Raw genomic sequence first — 20,855 nt, 5'->3', positions numbered from 1 at the left:
ACGATTACCTCCAGCCTCTTTCTGTTTCGGGGAGTTCCACGCTCCAATGGCCGCTTCTGTCGCGGGTGAACAAGCCGTGCTGCCGGTAGCTCTGGCTGGCCATTCCGGAGAACGTGCGGCCCAGCGCCTGTGCACCGATGGGGCCGCCGGACATCGCGACGTTGAAATCGCAGTTGAAGCCGTATCGACCGCTCGCTGGCACGCACCCGACCTTCTCGAAGCTGTTGATCGCCATGGGCTGCGTACCGCCGCTGTGCTTGACCGCCGCGCCCATCAGGCACGCCACCGCATCTGCAGGGTTGTTCGAGCCGCGGACGTTGCTGCAGGAGTCGGCGAGGCCTTGCAGCGCCGCGGTCGCGCCGCGGAGATGGGCGTTGAACGCGTCGTACATGTCGCCCTCCGTGGGCTCGCCAGAGGACGACCTGTTGCCCGCGTTGCCTGCGTTGCTGCCGCCTTCTCCGCTGCCGCCGCTCTTCCTGTCCTGGTCCGGATTGCTGCGAAGCACGGCCCACTTTTCCTGTTCCATGCCGCGATCGGCCACCGCGGCCCACAGCGCCGCACCCGCAGGATCGTTCCTGTCAGACGCCAGCAGATACCGTCCGGCGACTGCAGTGGGGTCGGACGCCTTGCCGATCTCGCGCTGGAAAGATGGCGCCACGGTCGAGAGCACGGCCCGCCGCTTGTCGAGGAAGTAGGACTGCAGTTCGCCCAGCTCCTTCACTTGCGAGCCCGCGCCGTCGTAGCGGCGGCGGAAGTCTTCGTTCCAGGCGACGCCCTTCTCCAGCGCCGACAGGCCGTTGCCGAAGCTGTCGATGCGGGACTTCTCCGCCGCCACAACGGCGGAGGCCGTCTCCGAAATCCGCTTCGCAAGCAGCACGCGGTCTTCGCCGCGCGCGCTGTTCACTGCCTGCGATGGCGAAGCTCTCGAAAGCTGCGTCTGCAAGCTGGCCATCGCCTGGAGGCTTTCGGAACCCTTGTCGAGCGCGATGGCGGCCTGGGCGCGTTGCCGTTCGATCGGGATCGCGATGCGCTCCTCTGCGGAAGCCAGCCGTGCCTGGAAAGCCGAACGCTGCTGCGCGGGGATGCGCGCTTGCGCGGCGGTGAACCGCGAAGTCATGGAGACAAGCCGGTCGTAGTCGGCGGGCGTGGGTTGCAGGTTGTCGAGCGTGGCGCTCATCTCGCCGAGGTCCCGCACAGTCTGCTGCTGACGCGCCACCGCCGCCTGGATCCGCGGCATGTTGAGGGCGCTCAGGACCGTGAGCGCGGCGGTCTTTTCGCGCACCCCCAGTTGAGCGAGCGGGCCGGTGCTCGTAAAGCAATGGCCGAGGGCGATGGGGTAGGGCTTGAGCTCTTCCGCGCTCATCTGCGCATACGGCTTGCCAAACGCTCTCTGGAATCGCGAGTCTTCGATCAACGTCATCACGTCGGCTTCGGGCGCCTGGCCAAGCCTCGCGCCACCGGCATCCTGCGCTGGCATGTTCGCGGTCCATGCCGCAACCTGGTCGCATGTCTGGCGCCACTCTTCGCGTCGTGCAACGGTCTGCGTCCGGTAGTTGTCCCGGACCTGTTGTATGCGGGTTGCCTCTTCCTGCCGCAGGGCCTGCATCTCGGCCATCGCCGCCTTGCGAGCCTCCGGCGAGGGGTTCGCGCGGTAGCGGGCCTGCAGGTCGGCGAAGCGCGCTTGGTACTGCGCTCGCAAGGCCTGCACATCCGTCGCCATCTGTCGTGCCGGATCCTGTGGCGTCGGCCCATGCGAGAGGCTGGGCGGTATTGCAGGCACGCTGGCGCGGGGCACCGCCGGCGCCGCAGGCGGTGCGGCGACCTGCGGCGTCGGCTGCCCTTCAAGCAAGGCCCGATTCAACTGATCGGCGGTGCTCTGGGCCCCGCAGGGGGCCGCGGCGGCCAGAAGCGCAATCGCGAACGCGGCCCGATCCGCGCCCGCTCTCCACTCGTAGCTCATGGGTCTTCTCCCCACACGAAGCGTGCTGCGGGCCAATGTAGGGCGACCCATGGCGCCTTTCCTCTATCAAATGACAGAGAAAGGCAGAGCCCCCTCCCTCCTGTTGAGGAGTCGCTGGCACGGGCCTTGCGACGCCGGAATATTCGTTGTGCGAGCCCTGTCTAGACAGCTTTTGGTGCGTGAAACCGCTTTCTCGCACTGGGAAGGGGCGAAACGTCTCTTGATCTTGGCAGGCTTTTCGGGTTAACCTGTATATACAGGTGCATCGCAGCGAATGAAACTCGGCCCCGTTGCTGGAATTGCCCCTTTTCAGGCTCCAGCCAGCCGAACCCTTTGAAACGCAACAGGAGAACCTTGATGGTCAAGTCGGTCGGAAAAATCGCTTCGCTGGTCGCTGCAGCGGCATGCATCGCGGGCATGGCGGCAAGCGCCAACGCACAGGAAACCAAGATTGCCCTCGGCATGTCCGGCTGGACCGGCTTCGCGCCGCTCACGCTCGCGGACAAGGCCGGCATCTTCAAGAAGAACGGCCTCGACGTCGAACTGCGCATGATTCCGCAGAAGGACCGTCACCTTGCGCTGGCCTCGGAAGCGATCCAGTGCGCCGCGACCACCGTCGAGACCCATGTGGCCTGGAACGCCAATGGCGTGCCGATCGTGCAGATCTTCCAGATGGACAAGTCCTACGGCGCCGACGGCCTCGCGGTGCGCAACGACGTCAAGAACTTCGCCGACCTCAAGGGCAAGGCGATCGGCGTGAGCGCACCGGGCACCGCGCCGTACTTCGGGCTCGCATGGATGCTGAACAAGAACGGCATGAGCATGAAGGACGTGAAGCTGGTGTCCCTCGAACCGCAACCCGCCGCGCAGGCATTCGTCGCCGGCCAGAACGACGCTGCGATGACCTATGAGCCGTACCTCTCGACCGTGCGGTCCAACCCGACCGCCGGCAAGATCCTCGCCACCACGCTCGACTACCCGATGGTGATGGACACCGTCGGCTGCGCCCCGAAGTGGCTCAAGGCCAACCCGAAGGCAGCAAAGGCGCTGGCCGATTCGTACTTCGAAGCCGTGGAAATGATCAAGGCCGATCCGGCCAAGTCGAACGACATCATGGGCGCCGCCGTGAAGCAGTCGGGCGAGCAGTTCGCCAAGTCGTCGGCCTATCTGCGCTGGTCCGACAAGGCGGCCAACCAGAAGTTCTTTGCTACCGACATCGTGCCCTTCATGAAGGATGCGCAAGGCATCCTGCTGGAGGCCGGCGTGATCCGCAAGGCGCCTGACGACCTCAACGCGACCTTCGACACCAGCTTCATCAAGTAAGCAATCAAGAGCGGTATTCATCATGAGCGCGACGCCTGTCATGAACTCATCCAAGCCGGTGGTCGCCGCCGGGTCCGCCGCCGTTGCTGCGGCGCCCCGTCGGCGCCGGGCGCTGGCCCCGCTGGAGCCCGTCAGCGCGCGTGCGCGCTGGATGCTCGGCCTCGGCTTCTTCGTCGTCTTCGTGGTCGTCTGGGGCTTCTTCACGCTCGGCGGCTTCGTCTCGCCGACCTTCCTCGCCAGCCCGGTCACGATGATGAAGGAGGGCGTGAGCCTCTTCACCGAGTTCAACTTCTCGCACGACATCGGCATGACGGTGTGGCGCGTCTTCGGCGGCTTCGTGCTCGCCGCGATCGTCGCGGTGCCTCTGGGCATTGCGATGGGCACGTGGAAGAGCGTCGAAGCCTTCTTCGAGCCCTTCGTCTCGTTCTGCCGCTACCTGCCGGCGTCGGCCTTCATTCCGCTGCTGATCCTGTGGGCCGGCATCGGGGAGGCGCAGAAGCTGCTCGTGATCTTCATCGGCTCGGTCTTCCAGATCACGCTGATGGTCGCCGTCACCGTCGGCAGCGCGCGTCGCGATCTGGTCGAGGCTGCCTACACGCTGGGCGCCAAGAGCCGCGGCATCGTGCTGCGCGTGCTGATTCCGGGTGCTGCACCCGGCATCGCCGAAACGCTGCGCCTCGTGCTCGGCTGGGCGTGGACCTACGTGATCGTCGCGGAACTGATCGGCTCGTCGTCGGGCATCGGCCACATGATCACCGACAGCCAGGCGCTCTTGAACACCGGGCAGATCATCTTCGGGATCATCGTCATCGGCGTGATCGGGCTCGTCTCCGACTTCGTCTTCAAGGGCATCAATCGCCGCCTCTTTGCCTGGAGCACCATCTGATGAACCAGCTTTCCATTCGCGGCGTCTCGCGCACCTTCACCGGCACGCGCGGCCAGAAGACGCAGGCATTGCTGCCGATCGACTTCGAAGTGCGCGAGAACGACTTCGTCACCATCCTCGGCCCCTCGGGCTGCGGCAAGTCCACGCTGCTGCGCATCGTCGCGGGGCTCGACTACCCGACCGAAGGGCGCGTGCTGCTCGACGGCCAGACCATCGAAGGACCGGGCGCTGACCGCGGCGTGGTGTTCCAGAGCTACACGCTCTTCCCGTGGCTCACCATCGCCCAGAACATCCGCTTCGGCCTGCGCGAGCGCGGTATGAGCGAGGCCGAGCAGAAGGAGCGCAGCGACTTCTTCATCGCCAAGGTGGGCCTGCGCGGATTCGAGAACCACTTCCCCAAGCAGCTTTCGGGCGGCATGCAGCAGCGCACCGCGATTGCGCGCGCGCTCGCCAACGACCCCAAGATGCTGCTGCTCGACGAGCCCTTCGGCGCTCTGGACAACCAGACCCGCGTGCTGATGCAGGAACTGCTCCTGGGCATCTGGGAATCGGCGCGCAAGACGGTACTCTTCGTGACCCACGACATCGACGAAGCCATCTTCATGGCCAATCGGGTCGCGGTGTTCAGCGCGCGGCCGGGACGCATCAAGACCGAGATCCCGGTCGACTTCCCGCATCCGCGCCACTACACGATCAAGACTTCGCCGGAGTTCATGGAAATCAAGGCACGCCTCACCGAAGAGATCCGCGCCGAATCCATGGCCGCCGCCGAGCACTGAGCCCTACCGAACGACCTCAAAGAGGAGAGCCATGACCGCCGCCAGCCTTCGCAAGACCGCCGAGAACCGCACGACGACGTCCCGCACCACGGGCACCGCCGCGAACTCGGCCATGCCTGCGATGGCGCTGTACGAGCAGGTCAAGGCCTTCATCACCCACAAGATCCAGGACGGCTCGTGGCCGGCCGGCCACCGCCTGCCTTCGGAAAGCGAACTGGTCGCGCAGTTCGGCGTGGCCCGCATGACCGTCAACCGCGCACTGCGCGAGTTGATGGAGCAGGGCCGCATCGTGCGCGTGGCCGGCGTCGGCAGCTTCGTGGCGGAGAACAAGCCGCAATCCACGCTGCTGCAGATCGCCAACATCGCGAGCGAGATTCGCGCGCGCGGCCACGACTACCGCTGCGAATTCCTCGTCGCCGAGCGCATCGCCGCCTCGCCGGACGTCGCGGTGTGGCTCGACCTGCGGCCGGGTGAGTCCGTCTTCCACACCGTGTGCCTGCACCTCGAGAACGACGTGCCGGTGCAGCTCGAAGACCGCTACGTCAATCCACGCGTGGTGCCCGATTTCCTCGAGCAGGATTTCTCGGACATCCCGCCGAGCGAATACCTCGTGCGCAACGTGCCCTTCGACCAGATCGAGCATGTGGTCGATGCAGTCCTGCCGACGGCAGAGCAGGCCGAACGCCTCGACATGCCCGCGGCCGAGCCCTGCCTGCTGCTCACGCGGCGCACCTGGACCCGCACCACCCCAGTAACGATGGTGCGCTGCCTGCATCCCGCCACGCGCTACCGGCTCGGCAGCCGGTTCCGCGCCGACGGCAACCCCAGCATCGGCTGAGGCAGGACAGGCACGACCATCGTTTTTTGACGCCACTACTTGTATAGACAGGAAGGATTTCTCCCATGGACATCGCATCCCTCACCACCCAGCCGATCGTGCTCACGCCCGGCGACGTCGACCTCGCGACGCTGCGCCGCGTGCATGCCGGCGGCGTGCAGCTCTCGCTCGATCCGTCGGCACGTGCCGGCCTTCTCACGGCGCAGGCTAAGGTCCGTCACATCGTGGAGTCGGGGGATGTCGTCTATGGCATCAACACCGGCTTCGGCAAGCTCGCGCAGACCATCATCCCGACCGAGCGCCTGGCCGAACTGCAGCGCAACCTCGTGCTCTCGCACGCTTGCGGCACCGGCGAACCGCTCGATGCCGGCGTAGTGCGACTGGTGCTGGCGACCAAGGCGGTGAGCCTGGCGCGCGGCCACTCCGGCGTGCGTCCGGAAATCGTCGATGCGCTGCTCGCGCTGTGCAATGCAGGCTTGCTGCCGCGCATTCCGTCGAAGGGCTCTGTCGGCGCATCGGGCGACCTCGCACCGCTCGCCCATCTGGCCTGCGTGATCATCGGAGAAGGTGAAGTCACCACGCCGCAGGGCGAAGTGATCGGCGGCGCCGAAGCGCTCAAGCGCATCGGCATTGCGCCCTTCGTGCTCGGCCCCAAGGAAGGCCTCGCACTGCTCAACGGCACGCAGGTGTCGACCGCGCTGGCGCTGGCGGGCCTCTTCGGCGCCGAGGACGTGTTCGCGGCCGGCATCATGGCTGGCGCGTTGTCGCTCGAAGCGATTCAGGGCTCGATCAAGCCGTTCGATGCCCGCATCCACATCGCACGCGGCCAGCCCGGCCAGATTGCTGTCGCGGCTGCGATGCGCGCTGTGCTCGATGGCAGCGAGATCGTTCCTTCGCACGCCGACTGCGGTCGCGTGCAAGACCCGTATTCGATCCGCTGCGTGCCGCAGGTGATGGGCGCGTGCCTCGACAACCTCGCGCACGCGGCCCGCGTTCTGCGCATCGAAGCCAATGCCGCTTCGGACAACCCGCTCGTCTTCGACAACGGCGACGTCATCTCCGGCGGCAACTTCCACGCCGAGCCGGTCGCCTTCGCGGCCGACATCATCGCGCTCGCGGTGAGCGAGATCGGCGCGATCTCCGAGCGCCGCATGGCGTTGCTGCTCGACAGCGGCCTTTCCGGCCTGCCTCCCTTCCTCGTGCGTGATGGCGGCGTGAACTCCGGCTTCATGATCGCGCAGGTCACGGCCGCGGCACTCGCATCCGAGAACAAGTCGCTCGCGCATCCGGCCAGCGTCGACAGCCTGCCGACTTCGGCCAACCAGGAAGACCATGTGTCGATGGCCACCTTCGCCGGCCGCCGTCTTGCAGACATGGTGCAGAACACCGCCGTCGTGGTCGGCATCGAAGCCATGGCCGCTGCACAAGGCATCGAACTGAAGCGCGGCCCGAAGAGCTCGCCGCTCGTCGAAGCCGAATTCGCCGCCATCCGCGAGCGCGTCGCCTTCATCGACCAGGACCGCTTCCTCGCGCCCTCCATCGAAGCCATGCGCACCTGGGCTCGCCAGAGCCAGTGGCCCGAAGCCGTGCGCACGATGCTGCCCAGCAACGCCTGATCCACCGAACAAGCTCCGTCACCGAAAGGACATCCGCCATGAACGCTCCCGACAAGTTCCTCGCCGCCAAGCCCGCCGATCCTCGCCATGACCCGACCCGCGTGATCCGCGCGCCGCGTGGCAGCCAGCTCAACTGCAAGAGCTGGCTCACCGAAGCCCCGTTCCGCATGCTGCAGAACAACCTCGACCCCGATGTGGCCGAGAACCCGCAGAGCCTCGTGGTCTATGGCGGCATCGGCCGGGCGGCGCGCGACTGGGCGTGCTTCGACCAGATCCTCGCGACGCTGAAGGAGCTGAATGACGACGAGACGCTGCTGATCCAGTCGGGCAAGCCGGTCGGCGTGTTCAAGACGCATGCCGACGCACCGCGCGTGCTGCTGGCCAACTCCAACCTCGTGCCGAAGTGGGCCAACTGGGAGCACTTCAACGAGCTGGATCGCAAGGGCCTCTTCATGTACGGCCAGATGACGGCAGGCAGCTGGATCTACATCGGCAGCCAGGGCATCGTGCAAGGCACCTTCGAGACCTTCGTCGAAGCCGGTCGCCAGCACTACAACAACGACCTGGGCGGCAAGTGGATCCTCACCGCCGGCCTCGGTGGCATGGGCGGCGCGCAGCCGTTGGCCGCGACGCTTGCGGGCGCTGTCTCGCTGAACATCGAATGCCAGCAGTCGAGCATCGACTTCCGCCTGCGCACCCGCTATGTCGACAAGCAGGCGAAAGACATCGACGACGCGATCGAGCTCATCAAGCACCACACCGCGAAGAAGGACGCGGTCTCGATCGCGCTGCTCGGCAATGCGGCCGAGATCCTGCCCGAGCTGGTCAAGCGCGCGAAGGCCGGTGGCATCAAGCCCGATCTCGTAACCGACCAGACCTCGGCGCACGACCTCATCAACGGCTACCTGCCGATCGGCTGGACGGTCGCGCAATGGAAGGCCGCGCAGCAGGACGCGACCGAGCACGCACGCCTGACGAAAGCCGCGGCCAAGTCGTGTGCAGTCCACGTGCAGGCCATGCTCGACTTCCAGTCGATGGGCATCCCGACGGTCGACTACGGCAACAACATCCGCCAGGTCGCGTTCGACGAAGGCGTGAAGAACGCGTTCGACTTCCCGGGCTTCGTGCCGGCGTACATCCGTCCGCTGTTCTGCGAAGGCAAGGGCCCGTTCCGCTGGGTGGCGCTCTCGGGTGACCCGGAAGACATCTACAAGACCGACGCGAAGATCAAGGAGCTGTTCCCCGAGAACAAGCACACGCACCGCTGGCTCGACATGGCGCGCGAGCGCATCGCGTTCCAGGGCCTGCCGGCGCGCATCTGCTGGCTGGGCCTCGGCGAGCGCCACAAGGCGGGCCTCGCGTTCAACGAGATGGTGAAGAACGGCGAGCTCAAGGGCCCGATCGTGATCGGCCGCGATCACCTCGACACCGGCTCGGTCGCAAGCCCGAACCGCGAGACCGAAGCGATGAAGGACGGTACCGATGCTGTCAGTGACTGGCCTCTGCTCAACGCGCTGCTCAACACCGCGGGCGGCGCGACCTGGGTCAGCCTGCACCATGGCGGCGGCGTCGGCATGGGCTATTCGCAGCACTCCGGCGTGGTGATCGTGTGCGACGGCACCGATGCTGCCGCCAAGCGCATCGAGCGCGTGCTGTTCAACGACCCGGCCACCGGCGTGATGCGCCATGCCGATGCGGGCTACGACATCGCGGTTGCGACGGCGAAGAAGCAGGGTCTCAACCTGCCGATGATCAAGTAAGCACGCGAAGCAAAGCGACGTGGCATTCCACCGCTTCGACATCGCTTCGCTCGCCGCCACGCCGTGGAAGAACGGCGGCGGCGTCACGCGCGAGATCGTGTGTTCGCCGGCCGGCGCGGGCATGGACCGCTTCGACTGGCGCGTGAGCATCGCGACCATCGACCGTCCGGGGCCGTTCTCGGCCTTCGACGGTGTGGATCGCGTGATCATGCTGCTCGACGGCGCAGGCGTGCGACTGCACTCGCAGGACCATCGAATCGATCACCGTCTGGACGTACCGCACACGCCATTCGCCTTCGACGGCGGCGTGCCGATTAATTGCGAACTGCTGGGCGGCACGTCCACCGACTTCAACGTGATGTCGCGACGCAGCCGGCTGCGCGCCGATGTGCGCGTGCTGCACGAGCGCTCCGATATCGCCCCAGCGGCGCACGGGCTTCTGCTGGCGCTTCGCGGGCGGTGGCAGCTGAACGACCTCGATTGCGCAGCAGGTTCGGGCGTCTGGTGGGACGGCGAGCCGACTGAATGGCAGGCGGTTTCGAACGACGCAGATGCTGCCCTTGTGGCGGTGCGATTCGAGTCGGTGACAACAACATCAGGGAGCTGAACACCATGAAGCACTCGGAACTCCCCAGCGCCGACGGCGTGTGGCGTCATCTGCGCATCGCGCCGGGCGCGCTCGCAGGCGAACAGAGCATCGAAGGCGATGCGGCTATCGTGGTGGCACAGGGAAAGATCGCCTGGATCGGTGCCGGCAACGCGGTGCCCGGCGACTTCGCAACGCTGCCGCGTTTCGACGGCGGCGATGCGCTCGTCACGCCGGGTCTTGTCGACTGCCACACCCATCTGGTCTACGGTGGACAACGCGCCAACGAATTCGCGATGCGCCTCGCCGGTGCGACCTACGAGGAAGTCGCGAAGGCCGGTGGCGGCATCGTGTCTTCGGTACGCGCCACGCGCGAAGCGGACGAAGACGCGCTCTACGCCCAGGCGACCCGCAGGCTCGAACAACTGCTGGCCGAAGGCGTGTGCGCCATCGAGATCAAGTCCGGCTACGGGCTGGCACTGGAACATGAACGCAAGCAGTTGCGCGTCGCGCGACGACTTGCCGAAGCCTATGGCGTGACCGTGCGCACCACCTTCCTCGGCGCGCACGCCCTGCCGCCCGAATACGCGGGACGCAGCAGCGACTACATCGATCTGGTCTGCAAGGAGATGCTGCCCGCGCTGGCTTCCGAAGGGCTCGTGGATGCGGTCGATGTGTTCTGCGAACGCATCGCCTTTTCGCTGGAAGAAACAGAGCGCGTGTTCCAGGCCGCGAAGGCGCTCGGCCTCCCGGTCAAGCTGCATGCCGAGCAGCTGTCGGACATGGGGGGCGCGGCACTTGCGGCACGCTACGGCGCACTGTCGTGCGACCACATCGAGCATCTTTCGGCAGACGGCATCACGGCAATGCGCGAGGCCGGCACCACGGCTGTGCTGCTGCCCGGCGCGTACTACACGCTGCGTGACACACACCTTCCACCCATCGATGCACTGCGCGCTGCAGGTGTGCCGATGGCCGTTTCGACTGATCACAATCCCGGCACTTCGCCTGCGTTGAGCCTGCTGCTGATGGCCAACATGGCGTGCACGTTGTTCCGCCTGACCGTGCCCGAAGCGATTGCCGGCATCACACGCCACGCAGCGCGCGCATTGGGCCTGCAGGACACGCACGGCGCGATCGGCGTCGGCAGACCCGCGAACTTCGTCCTGTGGCAACTGCGCGATAGCGCGGAGCTTGCGTACTGGTTTGGCCAGCAGCCTGGGCGTACGATCGTCCGGAAGGGACGCATCGCGGTCGAGGAGGCAACCGTTGCCTGACGCCGCATCTTCACGCCGGCTCTTTGCAGCCGATGCACTGCTGCCCACAGGCTGGGCGCGCGACGTCCTGCTCGAATGGGATGACACAGGCAAGCTGTCGGCCGTGACGCCTGGTATCGATGCGAAGGGTGACGCCCCGCGCGCTATCGGACCGGTGCTGCCCGGCATACCCAATCTGCATTCGCACGCCTTCCAGCGCGCATTCGCCGGCCTGACCGAGTTCCGCGGCGAAGCGCAGGACAGCTTCTGGAGCTGGCGCACGCTGATGTACCGCTTCGCCGCGAAGATCTCGCCGGAACAGGTTGAGGCAATCGCGACCTGGCTCTACGTCGAGATGCTCGAAGCGGGCTACACCTCGGTGTGCGAGTTCCACTACCTGCATCACGATGCGGATGGCAAGCCGTACGCCGATGACGCAGAACTCTCGCTCGCGTTGCTACGTGCGGCCAAGCGCGCCGGCATCGGGCTGACGCTGCTGCCGGTGCTCTATCAGACCAGCGGCTTTGGCGGACGCGCGCCAAGCGAAGGCCAGCGGCGCTTCATCCGCTCGACCGATTCGATGCTTCGGTTGCTCGAACGCCTGCGTCCTGCGTGCGAAGAGCAGGGCGCACGTCTCGGCCTCGCGCCGCATTCGCTGCGTGCGGTTCCGCCAGAGGGACTGCGCGATGCACTGGCGGGTCTCGATGCGATCGACCCTTCCGCGCCGGTGCACATCCATATCGCGGAGCAGACCGGCGAGGTCGATGCATGCCTCGCCTGGAGCGGCCAGCGGCCGGTCGCGTGGCTGCTCGACCATGCGCCGGTCGATGCGCGCTGGTGCCTCGTTCACGCCACGCACATGGACGCCGACGAATACCGGCGCGCGGCGGCCAGTGGTGCGGTTGCGGGCTTGTGCCTGACCACCGAAGCCAATCTCGGCGATGGCATCTTTGACTTCAACGCATGGCGCGCGGCCGGTGGCCGCTGGGGCGTGGGCTCGGACAGCCATGCCTGCGTGAATGCGGCCGAGGAACTGATGATGCTGGAGTACGGCCAGCGCCTCTCCACGCGCCAGCGCAACGTGGGCGCCGATGCGGCGCATCGCGAGGTCGCAACCGCGCTGACGATTTCTGCCGTGCAGGGCGGCGCGCAGGCCGCGGGCCGCCCGATCGGTGGGCTCGCAGTGGGCCAGCGGGCCGACTTCGTAGTGCTGGATTCGTCGCATGTCGCCCTGCAAGGGCTTTCCGCGCCTGAGATGCTGTCGTCGCATGTGTTCGCAAGCCATCGCACCTCTGCTCTCGATTCGGTGTACGTCGCAGGGCAGGCGCGCGTGAGCGGCGCCCGCCACGCCCTGCATCGCGAGGCCGCGTCGGCTTTCGTCGACGTACGCAGCCAACTTCTTGCCAAGGACTGACTTCATGTCTTTCACCACCAATGAGCCGCCATTCCGCTTTCGTCGCGGAACGCGTCCCCTGCTGATCTCGATGCCGCATGTCGGCACCCACGTGCCGCCGCAACTCGCTGCGCGCTTGACCGACGAAGCACGCCAGGTGCCTGACACCGACTGGCATCTCGAACGCCTCTACGACTTCGCGGACGAACTGGGCGCGTCGGTGCTGATCGCGACGCACTCGCGCTACGTCGTTGATCTAAATCGGCCGCCGGATGGCGCAAGCCTGTATCCGGGGCAGAGCGTCACGGGACTGTGCCCGGTCGATACCTTCGACGACACGCCGCTCTACGCTGCGGGCGACGTTCCGGACGAGGCCGAGATTGCCGCGCGCCGCGAAGCCATCTGGCAGCCCTATCACCGGCAGCTCGCCGACGAACTGGCGCGCATCAAGGCACAGCATGGCGTCGCGGCGCTGTGGGATGCGCATTCGATCCGCTCGGTGCTGCCGCGATTCTTCGAAGGCAAGCTGCCCGACCTGAACCTCGGCACCGCGCAAGGCGCAAGCTGCGATCCGGCGCTCGCGCAGACGCTGCTCGGCATCGCCAAGGAAGCGACCGGTTTCACCGGCGTGCTCAACGGCCGCTTCACTGGCGGATACATCACGCGCCACCACGGGCAGCCCGCGCAGGGTGTGCACGCGGTGCAGCTCGAGATGACGCAGTGCAGCTACATGCAGGAAGCATTGCCCTTCGACTACCTGCCCGAGGTTGCGGCGCGCGTGCAGCCGCATGTGCGGCGCATGCTCGAGGCGGTGCTGCAGTTCGTCGAATCGCGCCGGTCTTGAACGTTCGCAAAGGCTCTCTATTCATGAACGCATCCGCTATCCAGGAACTCGTCCGCCCCGAAGTCCCGGGCCTGCCGCCCTACAACGCCGGCCTGTCGTCGGAGTCCGTGCGCTCGCGCTACGGTGTCGACCACATCGCACGTCTTGCGAGCAACGAGAACCCATTCGGTGCGAGTCCGATGGTGGGGCGGGCCTTGGCTGATCTCGCGCTGCGCGTGGGTACGTACCCGGATGCGAACTGCACCGCACTGCGCGCAGCGATCGCCGAACGCACCGGCGCCCGCGCGGAGCAGATCGTTATCGGCAACGGCTCCGAGTCGATCCTGCAGATGCTTTGCCAGGCCTTCCTGTCGCCCGGCGACCGCGTACTCACGCAGCGGCCGGCATTCGGCCTGCACGAGATCTATCCGCGCATGATGGGCGCGAAGGTCGAACTGCTGGCGCTCACGCCGGCGCTGGAGTTCGATCTCGATGCCTGGTGCGAGGCGCTGGCGCGCGGGCCGAAGGTGGCCATGATTGCCAATCCCTCGAACCCGGTGGGCTGCATGTTCGATGCGAAGGCCCTTGCCCGCCTGCTCGAAGCCACGCCAGCCGGCACGCTACTGGTGATCGACGAGGCCTACTACGAGTACGCGCGCCTCGCCAGCGGGTTTCCCGATGCGCTGGCGATGCTGCGCGAGCAGTCGCGTCCGTGGATCGTGCTGCGCACCTTCTCGAAGGCCTGGGGGCTCGCGGGGCTGCGTGTCGGCTATGGCATCGCGTCGGACGCTGCGCTCATCCAGTGGCTGGACCGCGTTCGCACGCCGTTCAACGTCAACGAGGCGGCGCAGGCCGCAGCGCTTGCTGCATGGGGCGACGAAGCTTTCATGGCACAGGCGGTCGAAGAAACTGTGAAGCAGCGCGAAGTGCTGGTGCAGCAGCTTCGTGCGCTGGCATGGCCAGGAATGCGCATCGCGCCGTCGGCAGCCAACTTCCTGTTCATCGATCTGGCGCGGCCGAATGCGCCGGTCAACGAAGCCCTGCTTTCGCGCGGCATCATCGTCAAGCCGTGGAAGGAGCCGGGCTTCGAGAGCTTCATCCGCGTGTCGATCGGCACTGCGGAGGACAACGCCCGCTTCGTGGACGCACTGCGCGACATGCTCGCGGCGTAGCGACAAGACCCGCCACCGCGTCGGGCCGGAGGGCGCTTTCTACAATCGCGTCCCATGAAGCCCATCGCCTACACCCGCGCCCAGAAGCTGCCCGAGATCCTCGCCCAACGCATCGCCATCCTCGATGGCGCGATGGGCACGATGATCCAGCGCTTCAAGCTCACCGAGGAGCAATACCGCGGCGAGCGCTTCAAGGACTTCCCGCGCGACGTGAAGGGCAACAACGAGCTGCTGTCGCTCACGCGGCCCGACGTGATCCGCGACATCCACGAAGGCTATCTGGCGGCCGGCGCCGACCTCATCGAGACCAACACCTTCGGCGCGACCCGCATCGCGCAGGAGGACTACAAGATGGCCGACCTCGCGCGCGAAATGAACTTCGAATCTGCGAAGCTCGCACGTGCCGCCTGCGACAAGTTCAGCACGCCCAACAAGCCGCGCTTCGTGGCCGGCGCATTGGGCCCGACGCCGAAGACCGCGAGCATCAGCCCCGACGTCAACGATCCGGGAGCGCGCAACGTCACTTTCGAAGAATTGCGCGAGTCCTACTACGAGCAGGTCGAGGCGCTGGTGCAGGGTGGCTCGGACGTGCTGCTGGTCGAGACGATCTTCGACACGCTCAACGCCAAGGCCGCGCTGTTCGCGATCGACGAGTACTTCGAGGCCAGCGGCGAGCGTTTGCCGATCATCATCAGCGGCACGGTGACCGATGCCTCCGGACGAATCCTCAGCGGCCAGACGGTGACTGCCTTCTGGCACAGCGTGCGCCATGCACAGCCGCTCGCGATCGGATTGAACTGCGCATTGGGCGCGGCGCTGATGCGACCCTACATCCAAGAACTCGCGCGCGTTGCGGATGACACCTTCATCAGCTGCTATCCGAACGCCGGCCTGCCCAACCCGATGAGCGAGACCGGCTTCGACGAAACGCCGGACGTGACCTCGCGCCTGCTGCACGAGTTCGCAGCCGAAGGCCTGGTGAACATCGTGGGCGGTTGCTGCGGCACCACGCCAGAGCACATCGCTGCGATCGGGCAAGCGGTGCTGCCCGTGCCCGGGCGCAAGCTGAACGCGGCCGGGTTCTATCGCGAAGCGGCCTGAGGACGCAGCTTTTGCGTCCGTTCTCGGCATGTGAAGCCGAGGTGAAGAGGCTTTCCAAAGTTTGCGAAGGTGCACGACGGGGGCCGTCCCGACGTTGTCAATGAACGGCCGTGTCCGATTGACACCGCCAATGCGGCCCACCTAACCTGACCCGCAAAGGATCTCCATACATGCAAAAACAGACTTGGCGATGGATCGGCACTTGCGCCATCGCACTTTCGCTACCGATGGCCGCGGCGGCTCAGCAGGCCTTCACGCGGGGCAGCGTCAATCTTCGGGCTGGCCCTTCGAGTTCGTATCCGCTCGTCGCGACGTTGATGCCCGGACAGCCGCTGCAGGTGATGGGCTGCACGGCGGGCTTTGCCTGGTGCGACGTCGTGCTGCCCGATGGCCTTCGCGGTTGGGCCTATGCGGCAGCCTCGACTACGCGTACGAAGAGCAGCACGTGCCGCTGGCCACGTATGGCGCGGTCATCGGCGTGCCGATCGTGACCTTCGCGATCGGCAGCTACTGGGGCGATTACTACCGCGATCGCCCCTGGTACAACCAGCCCCGCTGGTGGGGCGGCAGGCCGCCACCGCCGCCGATGCCCGGATGGCGTCCGCTGCCGGCGCCGGTTCCGGCATGGCGGCCGAATCCCTGGCCGGGGTATGGCCCTGGCTATCGCCCGCCCGCGGGCGTCCGGCCACCCGCACCGGCCTTCAGGCCGCCACCGCCGGCGGGCATCCGTCCGCCGGTGGATCCGGGTCACCGGCCGCCAATGCCGCCCGCCGGGATCCGTCCGCCAGCGCCGGATCACGGCTTCCGCCCCGGCGGGCCGGGCCGTCCGGACTGGAATCCCGGTCGGCCGCGCGGCGATCACGACGGTGGGCACGGCCGTGGCGGCGACCAGGGCAACCATCGGGGGCGTGGCGAGGGTGGTGGCCGCGGCGACCACGGCGGCGGCAATGACCGCGGCGGCGGTGGTGACCGCGGCCAAGGGCGCGGCCACGGCGATCGCTGATTCGCGAACTCAGTCCTTCTTCCGGGCGATCAGTTCCACGAAGCGCTGGGCACCGAGTCCCAGCGGGCGTTCGCGGGACCACACCACGTCCACCCACAGATCGAGTCCGTTCGAGAGGTTCTCGAACGGGATCTCGATCAGCGCACCCGCCGCGACATGCGGGCGCGCGAAATTGCGCGGCAGCCAGCCCCAACCCAGTCCGGCGGTGATCAGGCTCAGCGCGGCGAGCGCGTTGTCCGTGCGCCAGACATGTCGCGCAAAGACGAAACGTGGGTCGCTGGTCGCCAGGTCGCGCCCCGCCACGACGATCTGCCGCGTGGTCGTCAGGTGCGCCTCGCGGAGTCGTCCACCGGCCGCCGCGAGTACCGGATGGTCGGGCGCCATCACGGCGACCATGGTGTCGTTGGCGACTTCCTGAAAGCCCTCGCGGCCGTCGAGGCTGGGCCGCTCGAAGACCAACGCGAGCTGTGCGCGCCCGCCGTGCAGCAGTGCCAGTGCGTCGGCTTGCGGCGCAGCCAGCACCTCGACCTCCAACAACGGGTATTCCTGCGCCAGGGCCGCCAGGGCGCCGCTCCAGGGCGCCGCCAGCAGTTCGGGCGCGATGGCAAGCGTCAGGCGATCTTCGAGCCCCTGCGTCAACGCTAGCGCCTGCACCTGCAACTGCTTGAGCTGCGACGCAAGCAACCGCGCCTGCGGCTCCAGCGAGCGGGCGGCAGCGGTCGGCTGCGGCTCCCGGCCTCTGCGGTCGAAGAGCTGCAGGTCCAGTTCCGCTTCGAGGTTGGCGATCGCCATGCTGACCGCCGACGGCACCCGCCCCAGCGCCCGTGCCGCTGCCGAGAACGATCCGTGGTCGATGACCGCCAGGAAGACCTCCACGTTCTCGCTCGAAAAGCTCATGGCGCTGATCTTTCAATAAATCTGAAAGAAGATGACTTTAAGTGTCAGCAATCAAAACATAAAGTCTCGCCCCAACAGCAACCAGAACGGGATCGATTTCATGCAAGGGCTCAAGCGTCGTGTGGTCTACATCACCCTCTACGAAGGCATCGCCATCGTGGCGGCCAGCGCGGGGTTGGCACTGATGTCCGGCCAGGGCATGGGCCATTCGGGCGTCGTGGCGGTGATTGCTTCGGTCATCGCGGTGTTGTGGAACCTGACCTTCAATGCCCTTTTCGAGCGCTGGGAGTCCCGCCAGGCCACGCGTGGCCGCAGCGTCAAGCGCCGCATTGCGCACGCGATCGGCTTCGAGGGCGGTCTCGTCGCTTTCCTGGTGCCGGTTTTCGCCTGGTGGCTGAACGTCAGCCTCTGGGAAGCGCTGGTGATGGACCTGGGCCTCGTCGTGTTCTTCCTGATCTACACCTTCGTCTTCAACTGGACGTTCGACATGCTCTTCGGCCTGCCCGCAGCAGCGGCCGGGGAAGCCCAGCCGGCGTAAAATCCGCGGCTCCCCAAGGAGCGTTGCAGCGCCGCCGCCCTCGTATCCCACGTAGTGCGCCCGCGTCAGGCTTGGGCTTCCACCGAATGGATTGCAACGACGCTCGCCTGATCCCGACTTTCCAGGTGAGCGCATGTCTGCCGATTCTTCTCCCATCCTCGTTCCTCCCATGAAGCTGTCCGGCCTGGAGCCGGTGCGGATCGGGGAGGGCGCGCTGTTCGTCAACATCGGCGAGCGCACCAACGTCACCGGTTCCAAGGCCTTCGCGCGGATGATCCTCAACGGCCAGTTCGAGGATGCGCTGGCCGTCGCGCGCCAGCAGGTCGAAAACGGCGCGCAGGTGATCGACATCAACATGGACGAGGCCATGCTCGACAGCAAGGCCGCGATGGTCCGCTTCCTGAACCTGATCGCGAGCGAGCCTGACATCGCGCGCGTGCCGATCATGATCGACAGCTCCAAGTGGGATGTGATCGAGGCGGGCCTGCGGTGCATCCAGGGCAAGGGCATCGTCAACTCGATCAGCATGAAGGAGGGCGTCGAGCAGTTCACGCACCACGCGCGCCTCCTGCGTCGCTACGGCGCGGCGGCGGTGGTGATGGCCTTCGACGAGAAGGGGCAGGCCGACACCTACGAGCGCAAGATCGAGATCTGCGAGCGCGCCTACCGCATCCTGGTCGACGAGGTCGACTTCCCCCCCGAGGACATCATCTTCGACCCCAACATCTTCGCGATCGCGACAGGGATCGAAGAACACAACAACTACGCCGTCGACTTCATCGAGGCGACGCGCTGGATCAAGCAGAACCTGCCGGGCGCGAAGGTGTCGGGTGGCGTGTCGAACGTGAGCTTCAGCTTCCGCGGCAACGACCCGGTGCGCGAGGCGATCCACACCGTGTTCCTGTACCACGCGATCAAGGCGGGCATGGACATGGGCATCGTCAACGCCGGCATGGTCGGCGTCTATGACGACCTGGAGCCCGAGCTGCGCGAGCGCGTGGAAGACGTGGTGCTCAACCGCCGCCCCGATGCCGGTGAGCGCCTCGTCGAAGTCGCGGAGAGCGCCAAGAGCGGCGCCAAGGACGAGAGCAAGAAGCTCGAATGGCGCGGCACGCCGGAGCATCCGGTGTCAGTGGCGCAGCGCCTGTCGCACGCGATGGTGCACGGCATCACGGACTTCATCGTCGAAGACACCGAAGAGGCCTACCAGGCAACGATTGCCAAGGGCGGCCGTCCGCTGCACGTGATCGAAGGCCCGTTGATGGACGGGATGAACATCGTGGGCGACCTGTTCGGCCAGGGCAAGATGTTCCTGCCGCAGGTGGTGAAGTCGGCCCGCGTGATGAAGTCGGCGGTGGCGCACCTCATTCCGTACATCGAGGAAGAAAAGCGCCAGGACGAAGCAGCGGGTCGCGACGTGCGCACCAAGGGCAAGATCATCATCGCCACCGTCAAGGGCGACGTGCACGACATCGGCAAGAACATCGTCACGGTCGTGCTCCAGTGCAACAACTTCGAAGTCGTGAACATGGGCGTGATGGTCCCGTGCCACGAGATCCTCGCGCGCGCGAAGGTCGAGGGGGCGGACATCGTGGGTCTGTCGGGCCTGATCACGCCGAGCCTCGAAGAGATGCAGTACGTGGCCGGCGAGATGCAGAAGGACGACCACTTCCGCATGCGCAAGATTCCGCTGCTGATCGGCGGCGCGACGACAAGCCGCGTGCATACCGCGGTCAAGATCGCGCCCAACTACGAAGGGCCGGTGGTCTACGTGCCCGATGCCTCGCGTAGCGTGAGCGTGGCCCAGTCGCTGCTGTCCGAGCAGGCGGCGAGCTACATCGCCGAGATCAATTCCGATTACGAGAAGGTGCGGCAGCTTCACACCAACAAGAAGCAGACGCCACTGTGGCCCCTCGCGAAGGCGCGCGCCAACAAGACGCCGATCGATTGGACTGGCTACGTGCCGCCGGTGCCGAAGTTCATCGGCCGCCGGGTCTTCCGCAACTTCGACCTGACCGAGCTTGCGAAGTACATCGACTGGGGCCCGTTCTTCCAGACGTGGGACTTGGCCGGGCCGTTCCCCGCGATCCTGAAGGACGAGATCGTCGGCACGGAAGCCGTGCGCGTGTACGGCGACGGCCAGCGCATGCTCAAGCGATTGATCGAAGGCCGCTGGCTCACCGCGAGCGGCGTGATCGGCTTCTGGCCGGCGAACACCGTGAACGACGACGACATCGCGCTCTACACCGACGAGTCGCGCACCGAAACCGCACTCACCTGGTATGGCCTGCGCCAGCAGACCGAGAAGCAGATGGTCGAAGGCGTGATGCGCCCGAGCCGCTGCCTTGCCGACTTCGTCGCGCCACGCGAGAGCGGCCTGAAGGACTACGTGGGCATGTTCGCGGTGACAGCTGGCATCGGCGTCGACAAGAAGGAGAAGTACTTCATCGACGACCTCGACGACTACTCGGCCATCATGCTCAAGGCGCTTGCGGACCGGCTGGCCGAGGCTTTCGCCGAGGCGATGCACCATCGCGTGCGGACCGACCTGTGGGGCTACGCGCCCGACGAGTCGCTGAGCAACGAAGAGATGATCGGCGAGAAGTACCGCGGCATCCGCCCGGCGCCCGGCTATCCGGCCTGCCCCGACCACAGCGTGAAGCAGCCGATGTTCGAAGTGCTCAACTGCACGGAGATCGGCATGACGCTGACCGAGAGCCTGGCGATGATGCCGGCGGCGAGCGTGAGCGGCTTCTACCTGAGCCATCCCGAGGCGACCTACTTCAACGTCGGCAAAATCGGGCACGACCAGTTGCAGGACCAGGCGGCCCGTCGCCAGAAGAGCGAAGCGGATCTGGAGCGGCTCCTGGCGTCCAATCTTTGATTTGATGGGCCGGCGAAAAGAAGGCCGGCGGTGGGGATTC

The 20,855-nt window shown here is 66.4% G+C and carries 18 protein-coding genes and 1 riboswitch; of the genes, 16 read left to right on the top strand and 2 right to left on the bottom strand.

Annotated features, from left to right (window positions below):
* Nucleotides 1-4: 4 nt before the first annotated feature.
* Entirely contained in the window at nucleotides 5-1,960 is a 1,956-nt protein-coding gene (locus FHW64_RS23115; protein WP_184530573.1) for a hypothetical protein, read from the bottom strand.
* A 357-nt stretch (nucleotides 1,961-2,317) separates the two neighbouring features.
* Between FHW64_RS23115 and FHW64_RS23110 the strand changes: the two genes are divergently transcribed.
* The 14 genes from FHW64_RS23110 to FHW64_RS34760 all read left to right on the top strand — a co-directional run bounded on the left by FHW64_RS23110 (nucleotide 2,318) and on the right by FHW64_RS34760 (nucleotide 16,496).
* On the top strand, nucleotides 2,318-3,283 hold the full coding sequence (locus FHW64_RS23110) for an ABC transporter substrate-binding protein (protein WP_184530572.1): 966 nt from the start codon (nucleotides 2,318-2,320) through the stop codon (nucleotides 3,281-3,283).
* A gap of 40 nt (nucleotides 3,284-3,323) precedes the next feature.
* A complete protein-coding gene (locus FHW64_RS23105; protein WP_184530571.1) occupies nucleotides 3,324-4,169 on the top strand; it encodes an ABC transporter permease in 846 nt (281 codons plus the stop codon).
* A complete protein-coding gene (locus FHW64_RS23100) occupies nucleotides 4,169-4,948 on the top strand; it encodes an ABC transporter ATP-binding protein (protein WP_184530570.1) in 780 nt (259 codons plus the stop codon). The genes FHW64_RS23105 and FHW64_RS23100 overlap by 1 nt, the downstream gene beginning before the upstream one ends.
* A gap of 112 nt (nucleotides 4,949-5,060) precedes the next feature.
* On the top strand, nucleotides 5,061-5,786 hold the full coding sequence (gene hutC / locus FHW64_RS23095; protein ID WP_260306345.1) for a histidine utilization repressor: 726 nt from the start codon (nucleotides 5,061-5,063) through the stop codon (nucleotides 5,784-5,786).
* 65 nt (nucleotides 5,787-5,851) lie between these two features.
* Nucleotides 5,852-7,402, top strand: coding sequence for a histidine ammonia-lyase (gene hutH / locus FHW64_RS23090; protein WP_184530568.1), 1,551 nt, complete (start codon nucleotides 5,852-5,854; stop codon nucleotides 7,400-7,402).
* Between the two features lie 38 nt (nucleotides 7,403-7,440).
* Nucleotides 7,441-9,162, top strand: coding sequence for a urocanate hydratase (gene hutU, locus FHW64_RS23085; protein WP_184530567.1), 1,722 nt, complete (start codon nucleotides 7,441-7,443; stop codon nucleotides 9,160-9,162).
* 19 nt (nucleotides 9,163-9,181) lie between these two features.
* Nucleotides 9,182-9,769, top strand: a complete 588-nt coding sequence (locus FHW64_RS23080) for a HutD family protein (protein ID WP_184530566.1) — start codon at nucleotides 9,182-9,184, stop codon at nucleotides 9,767-9,769.
* A 5-nt stretch (nucleotides 9,770-9,774) separates the two neighbouring features.
* Nucleotides 9,775-11,025 carry an imidazolonepropionase gene (gene hutI, locus FHW64_RS23075; RefSeq protein WP_184530565.1) on the top strand — a complete coding sequence of 417 codons (1,251 nt, stop codon included), beginning with the start codon at nucleotides 9,775-9,777 and terminating at the stop codon, nucleotides 11,023-11,025.
* Nucleotides 11,018-12,418, top strand: coding sequence for a formimidoylglutamate deiminase (locus tag FHW64_RS23070; protein WP_184530564.1), 1,401 nt, complete (start codon nucleotides 11,018-11,020; stop codon nucleotides 12,416-12,418). The genes hutI and FHW64_RS23070 overlap by 8 nt, the downstream gene beginning before the upstream one ends.
* 4 nt (nucleotides 12,419-12,422) lie before the next feature.
* Nucleotides 12,423-13,241 carry an N-formylglutamate deformylase gene (hutG, locus tag FHW64_RS23065; protein WP_184530563.1) on the top strand — a complete coding sequence of 273 codons (819 nt, stop codon included), beginning with the start codon at nucleotides 12,423-12,425 and terminating at the stop codon, nucleotides 13,239-13,241.
* A gap of 23 nt (nucleotides 13,242-13,264) precedes the next feature.
* On the top strand, nucleotides 13,265-14,392 hold the full coding sequence (locus FHW64_RS23060) for a histidinol-phosphate transaminase (protein ID WP_184530562.1): 1,128 nt from the start codon (nucleotides 13,265-13,267) through the stop codon (nucleotides 14,390-14,392).
* A gap of 54 nt (nucleotides 14,393-14,446) precedes the next feature.
* Nucleotides 14,447-15,493 (top strand): homocysteine S-methyltransferase family protein, encoded by a 1,047-nt coding sequence (locus FHW64_RS23055; protein WP_184530561.1) that lies wholly within the window; start codon nucleotides 14,447-14,449, stop codon nucleotides 15,491-15,493.
* A 170-nt stretch (nucleotides 15,494-15,663) separates the two neighbouring features.
* Complete coding sequence (locus FHW64_RS34490; RefSeq protein ID WP_260306293.1) at nucleotides 15,664-15,984, top strand: SH3 domain-containing protein; 321 nt, start codon at nucleotides 15,664-15,666, stop codon at nucleotides 15,982-15,984.
* Nucleotides 15,939-16,496, top strand: a complete 558-nt coding sequence (locus FHW64_RS34760; RefSeq protein ID WP_311733351.1) for a hypothetical protein — start codon at nucleotides 15,939-15,941, stop codon at nucleotides 16,494-16,496. Before FHW64_RS34490 ends, FHW64_RS34760 begins: the two co-directional genes overlap by 46 nt.
* 9 nt (nucleotides 16,497-16,505) lie before the next feature.
* Here the strand turns inward: FHW64_RS34760 and FHW64_RS23045 are convergent, their stop codons facing one another.
* On the bottom strand, nucleotides 16,506-17,393 hold the full coding sequence (locus FHW64_RS23045) for a LysR family transcriptional regulator (protein WP_184530560.1): 888 nt from the start codon (nucleotides 17,391-17,393) through the stop codon (nucleotides 16,506-16,508).
* A 100-nt stretch (nucleotides 17,394-17,493) separates the two neighbouring features.
* Between FHW64_RS23045 and FHW64_RS23040 the strand changes: the two genes are divergently transcribed.
* Nucleotides 17,494-17,931: a PACE efflux transporter gene (locus FHW64_RS23040; RefSeq protein WP_184530559.1), complete on the top strand. Its 438-nt coding sequence runs from the start codon at nucleotides 17,494-17,496 to the stop codon at nucleotides 17,929-17,931.
* 9 nt (nucleotides 17,932-17,940) lie between these two features.
* Nucleotides 17,941-18,043, top strand: a riboswitch (S-adenosyl-L-homocysteine riboswitch).
* A 21-nt stretch (nucleotides 18,044-18,064) separates the two neighbouring features.
* Nucleotides 18,065-20,815: a methionine synthase gene (metH, locus tag FHW64_RS23035; protein ID WP_184530558.1), complete on the top strand. Its 2,751-nt coding sequence runs from the start codon at nucleotides 18,065-18,067 to the stop codon at nucleotides 20,813-20,815.
* Nucleotides 20,816-20,855 lie beyond the last annotated feature (40 nt).

Origin of the sequence: Variovorax sp. Sphag1AA, assembly GCF_014192575.1 — a bacterium.
GTDB lineage: Bacteria > Pseudomonadota > Gammaproteobacteria > Burkholderiales > Burkholderiaceae_C > Variovorax.
This window is presented reverse-complemented; position numbering and strand designations above follow the sequence as displayed.

Coding starts and splice junctions, on each gene's coding strand:
- FHW64_RS23115 (WP_184530573.1), bottom strand. CDS start 1,960: ATGAGCTACGAGTGGAGAGCGGGCGCGGATCGGGCCGCGTTCGCGATT.
- FHW64_RS23110 (WP_184530572.1), top strand. CDS start 2,318: ATGGTCAAGTCGGTCGGAAAAATCGCTTCGCTGGTCGCTGCAGCGGCA.
- FHW64_RS23105 (WP_184530571.1), top strand. CDS start 3,324: ATGAACTCATCCAAGCCGGTGGTCGCCGCCGGGTCCGCCGCCGTTGCT.
- FHW64_RS23100 (WP_184530570.1), top strand. CDS start 4,169: ATGAACCAGCTTTCCATTCGCGGCGTCTCGCGCACCTTCACCGGCACG.
- hutC (WP_260306345.1), top strand. CDS start 5,061: ATGCCTGCGATGGCGCTGTACGAGCAGGTCAAGGCCTTCATCACCCAC.
- hutH (WP_184530568.1), top strand. CDS start 5,852: ATGGACATCGCATCCCTCACCACCCAGCCGATCGTGCTCACGCCCGGC.
- hutU (WP_184530567.1), top strand. CDS start 7,441: ATGAACGCTCCCGACAAGTTCCTCGCCGCCAAGCCCGCCGATCCTCGC.
- hutI (WP_184530565.1), top strand. CDS start 9,775: ATGAAGCACTCGGAACTCCCCAGCGCCGACGGCGTGTGGCGTCATCTG.
- hutG (WP_184530563.1), top strand. CDS start 12,423: ATGTCTTTCACCACCAATGAGCCGCCATTCCGCTTTCGTCGCGGAACG.
- FHW64_RS23060 (WP_184530562.1), top strand. CDS start 13,265: ATGAACGCATCCGCTATCCAGGAACTCGTCCGCCCCGAAGTCCCGGGC.
- FHW64_RS23055 (WP_184530561.1), top strand. CDS start 14,447: ATGAAGCCCATCGCCTACACCCGCGCCCAGAAGCTGCCCGAGATCCTC.
- FHW64_RS34490 (WP_260306293.1), top strand. CDS start 15,664: ATGCAAAAACAGACTTGGCGATGGATCGGCACTTGCGCCATCGCACTT.
- FHW64_RS23045 (WP_184530560.1), bottom strand. CDS start 17,393: ATGAGCTTTTCGAGCGAGAACGTGGAGGTCTTCCTGGCGGTCATCGAC.
- FHW64_RS23040 (WP_184530559.1), top strand. CDS start 17,494: ATGCAAGGGCTCAAGCGTCGTGTGGTCTACATCACCCTCTACGAAGGC.
- metH (WP_184530558.1), top strand. CDS start 18,065: ATGTCTGCCGATTCTTCTCCCATCCTCGTTCCTCCCATGAAGCTGTCC.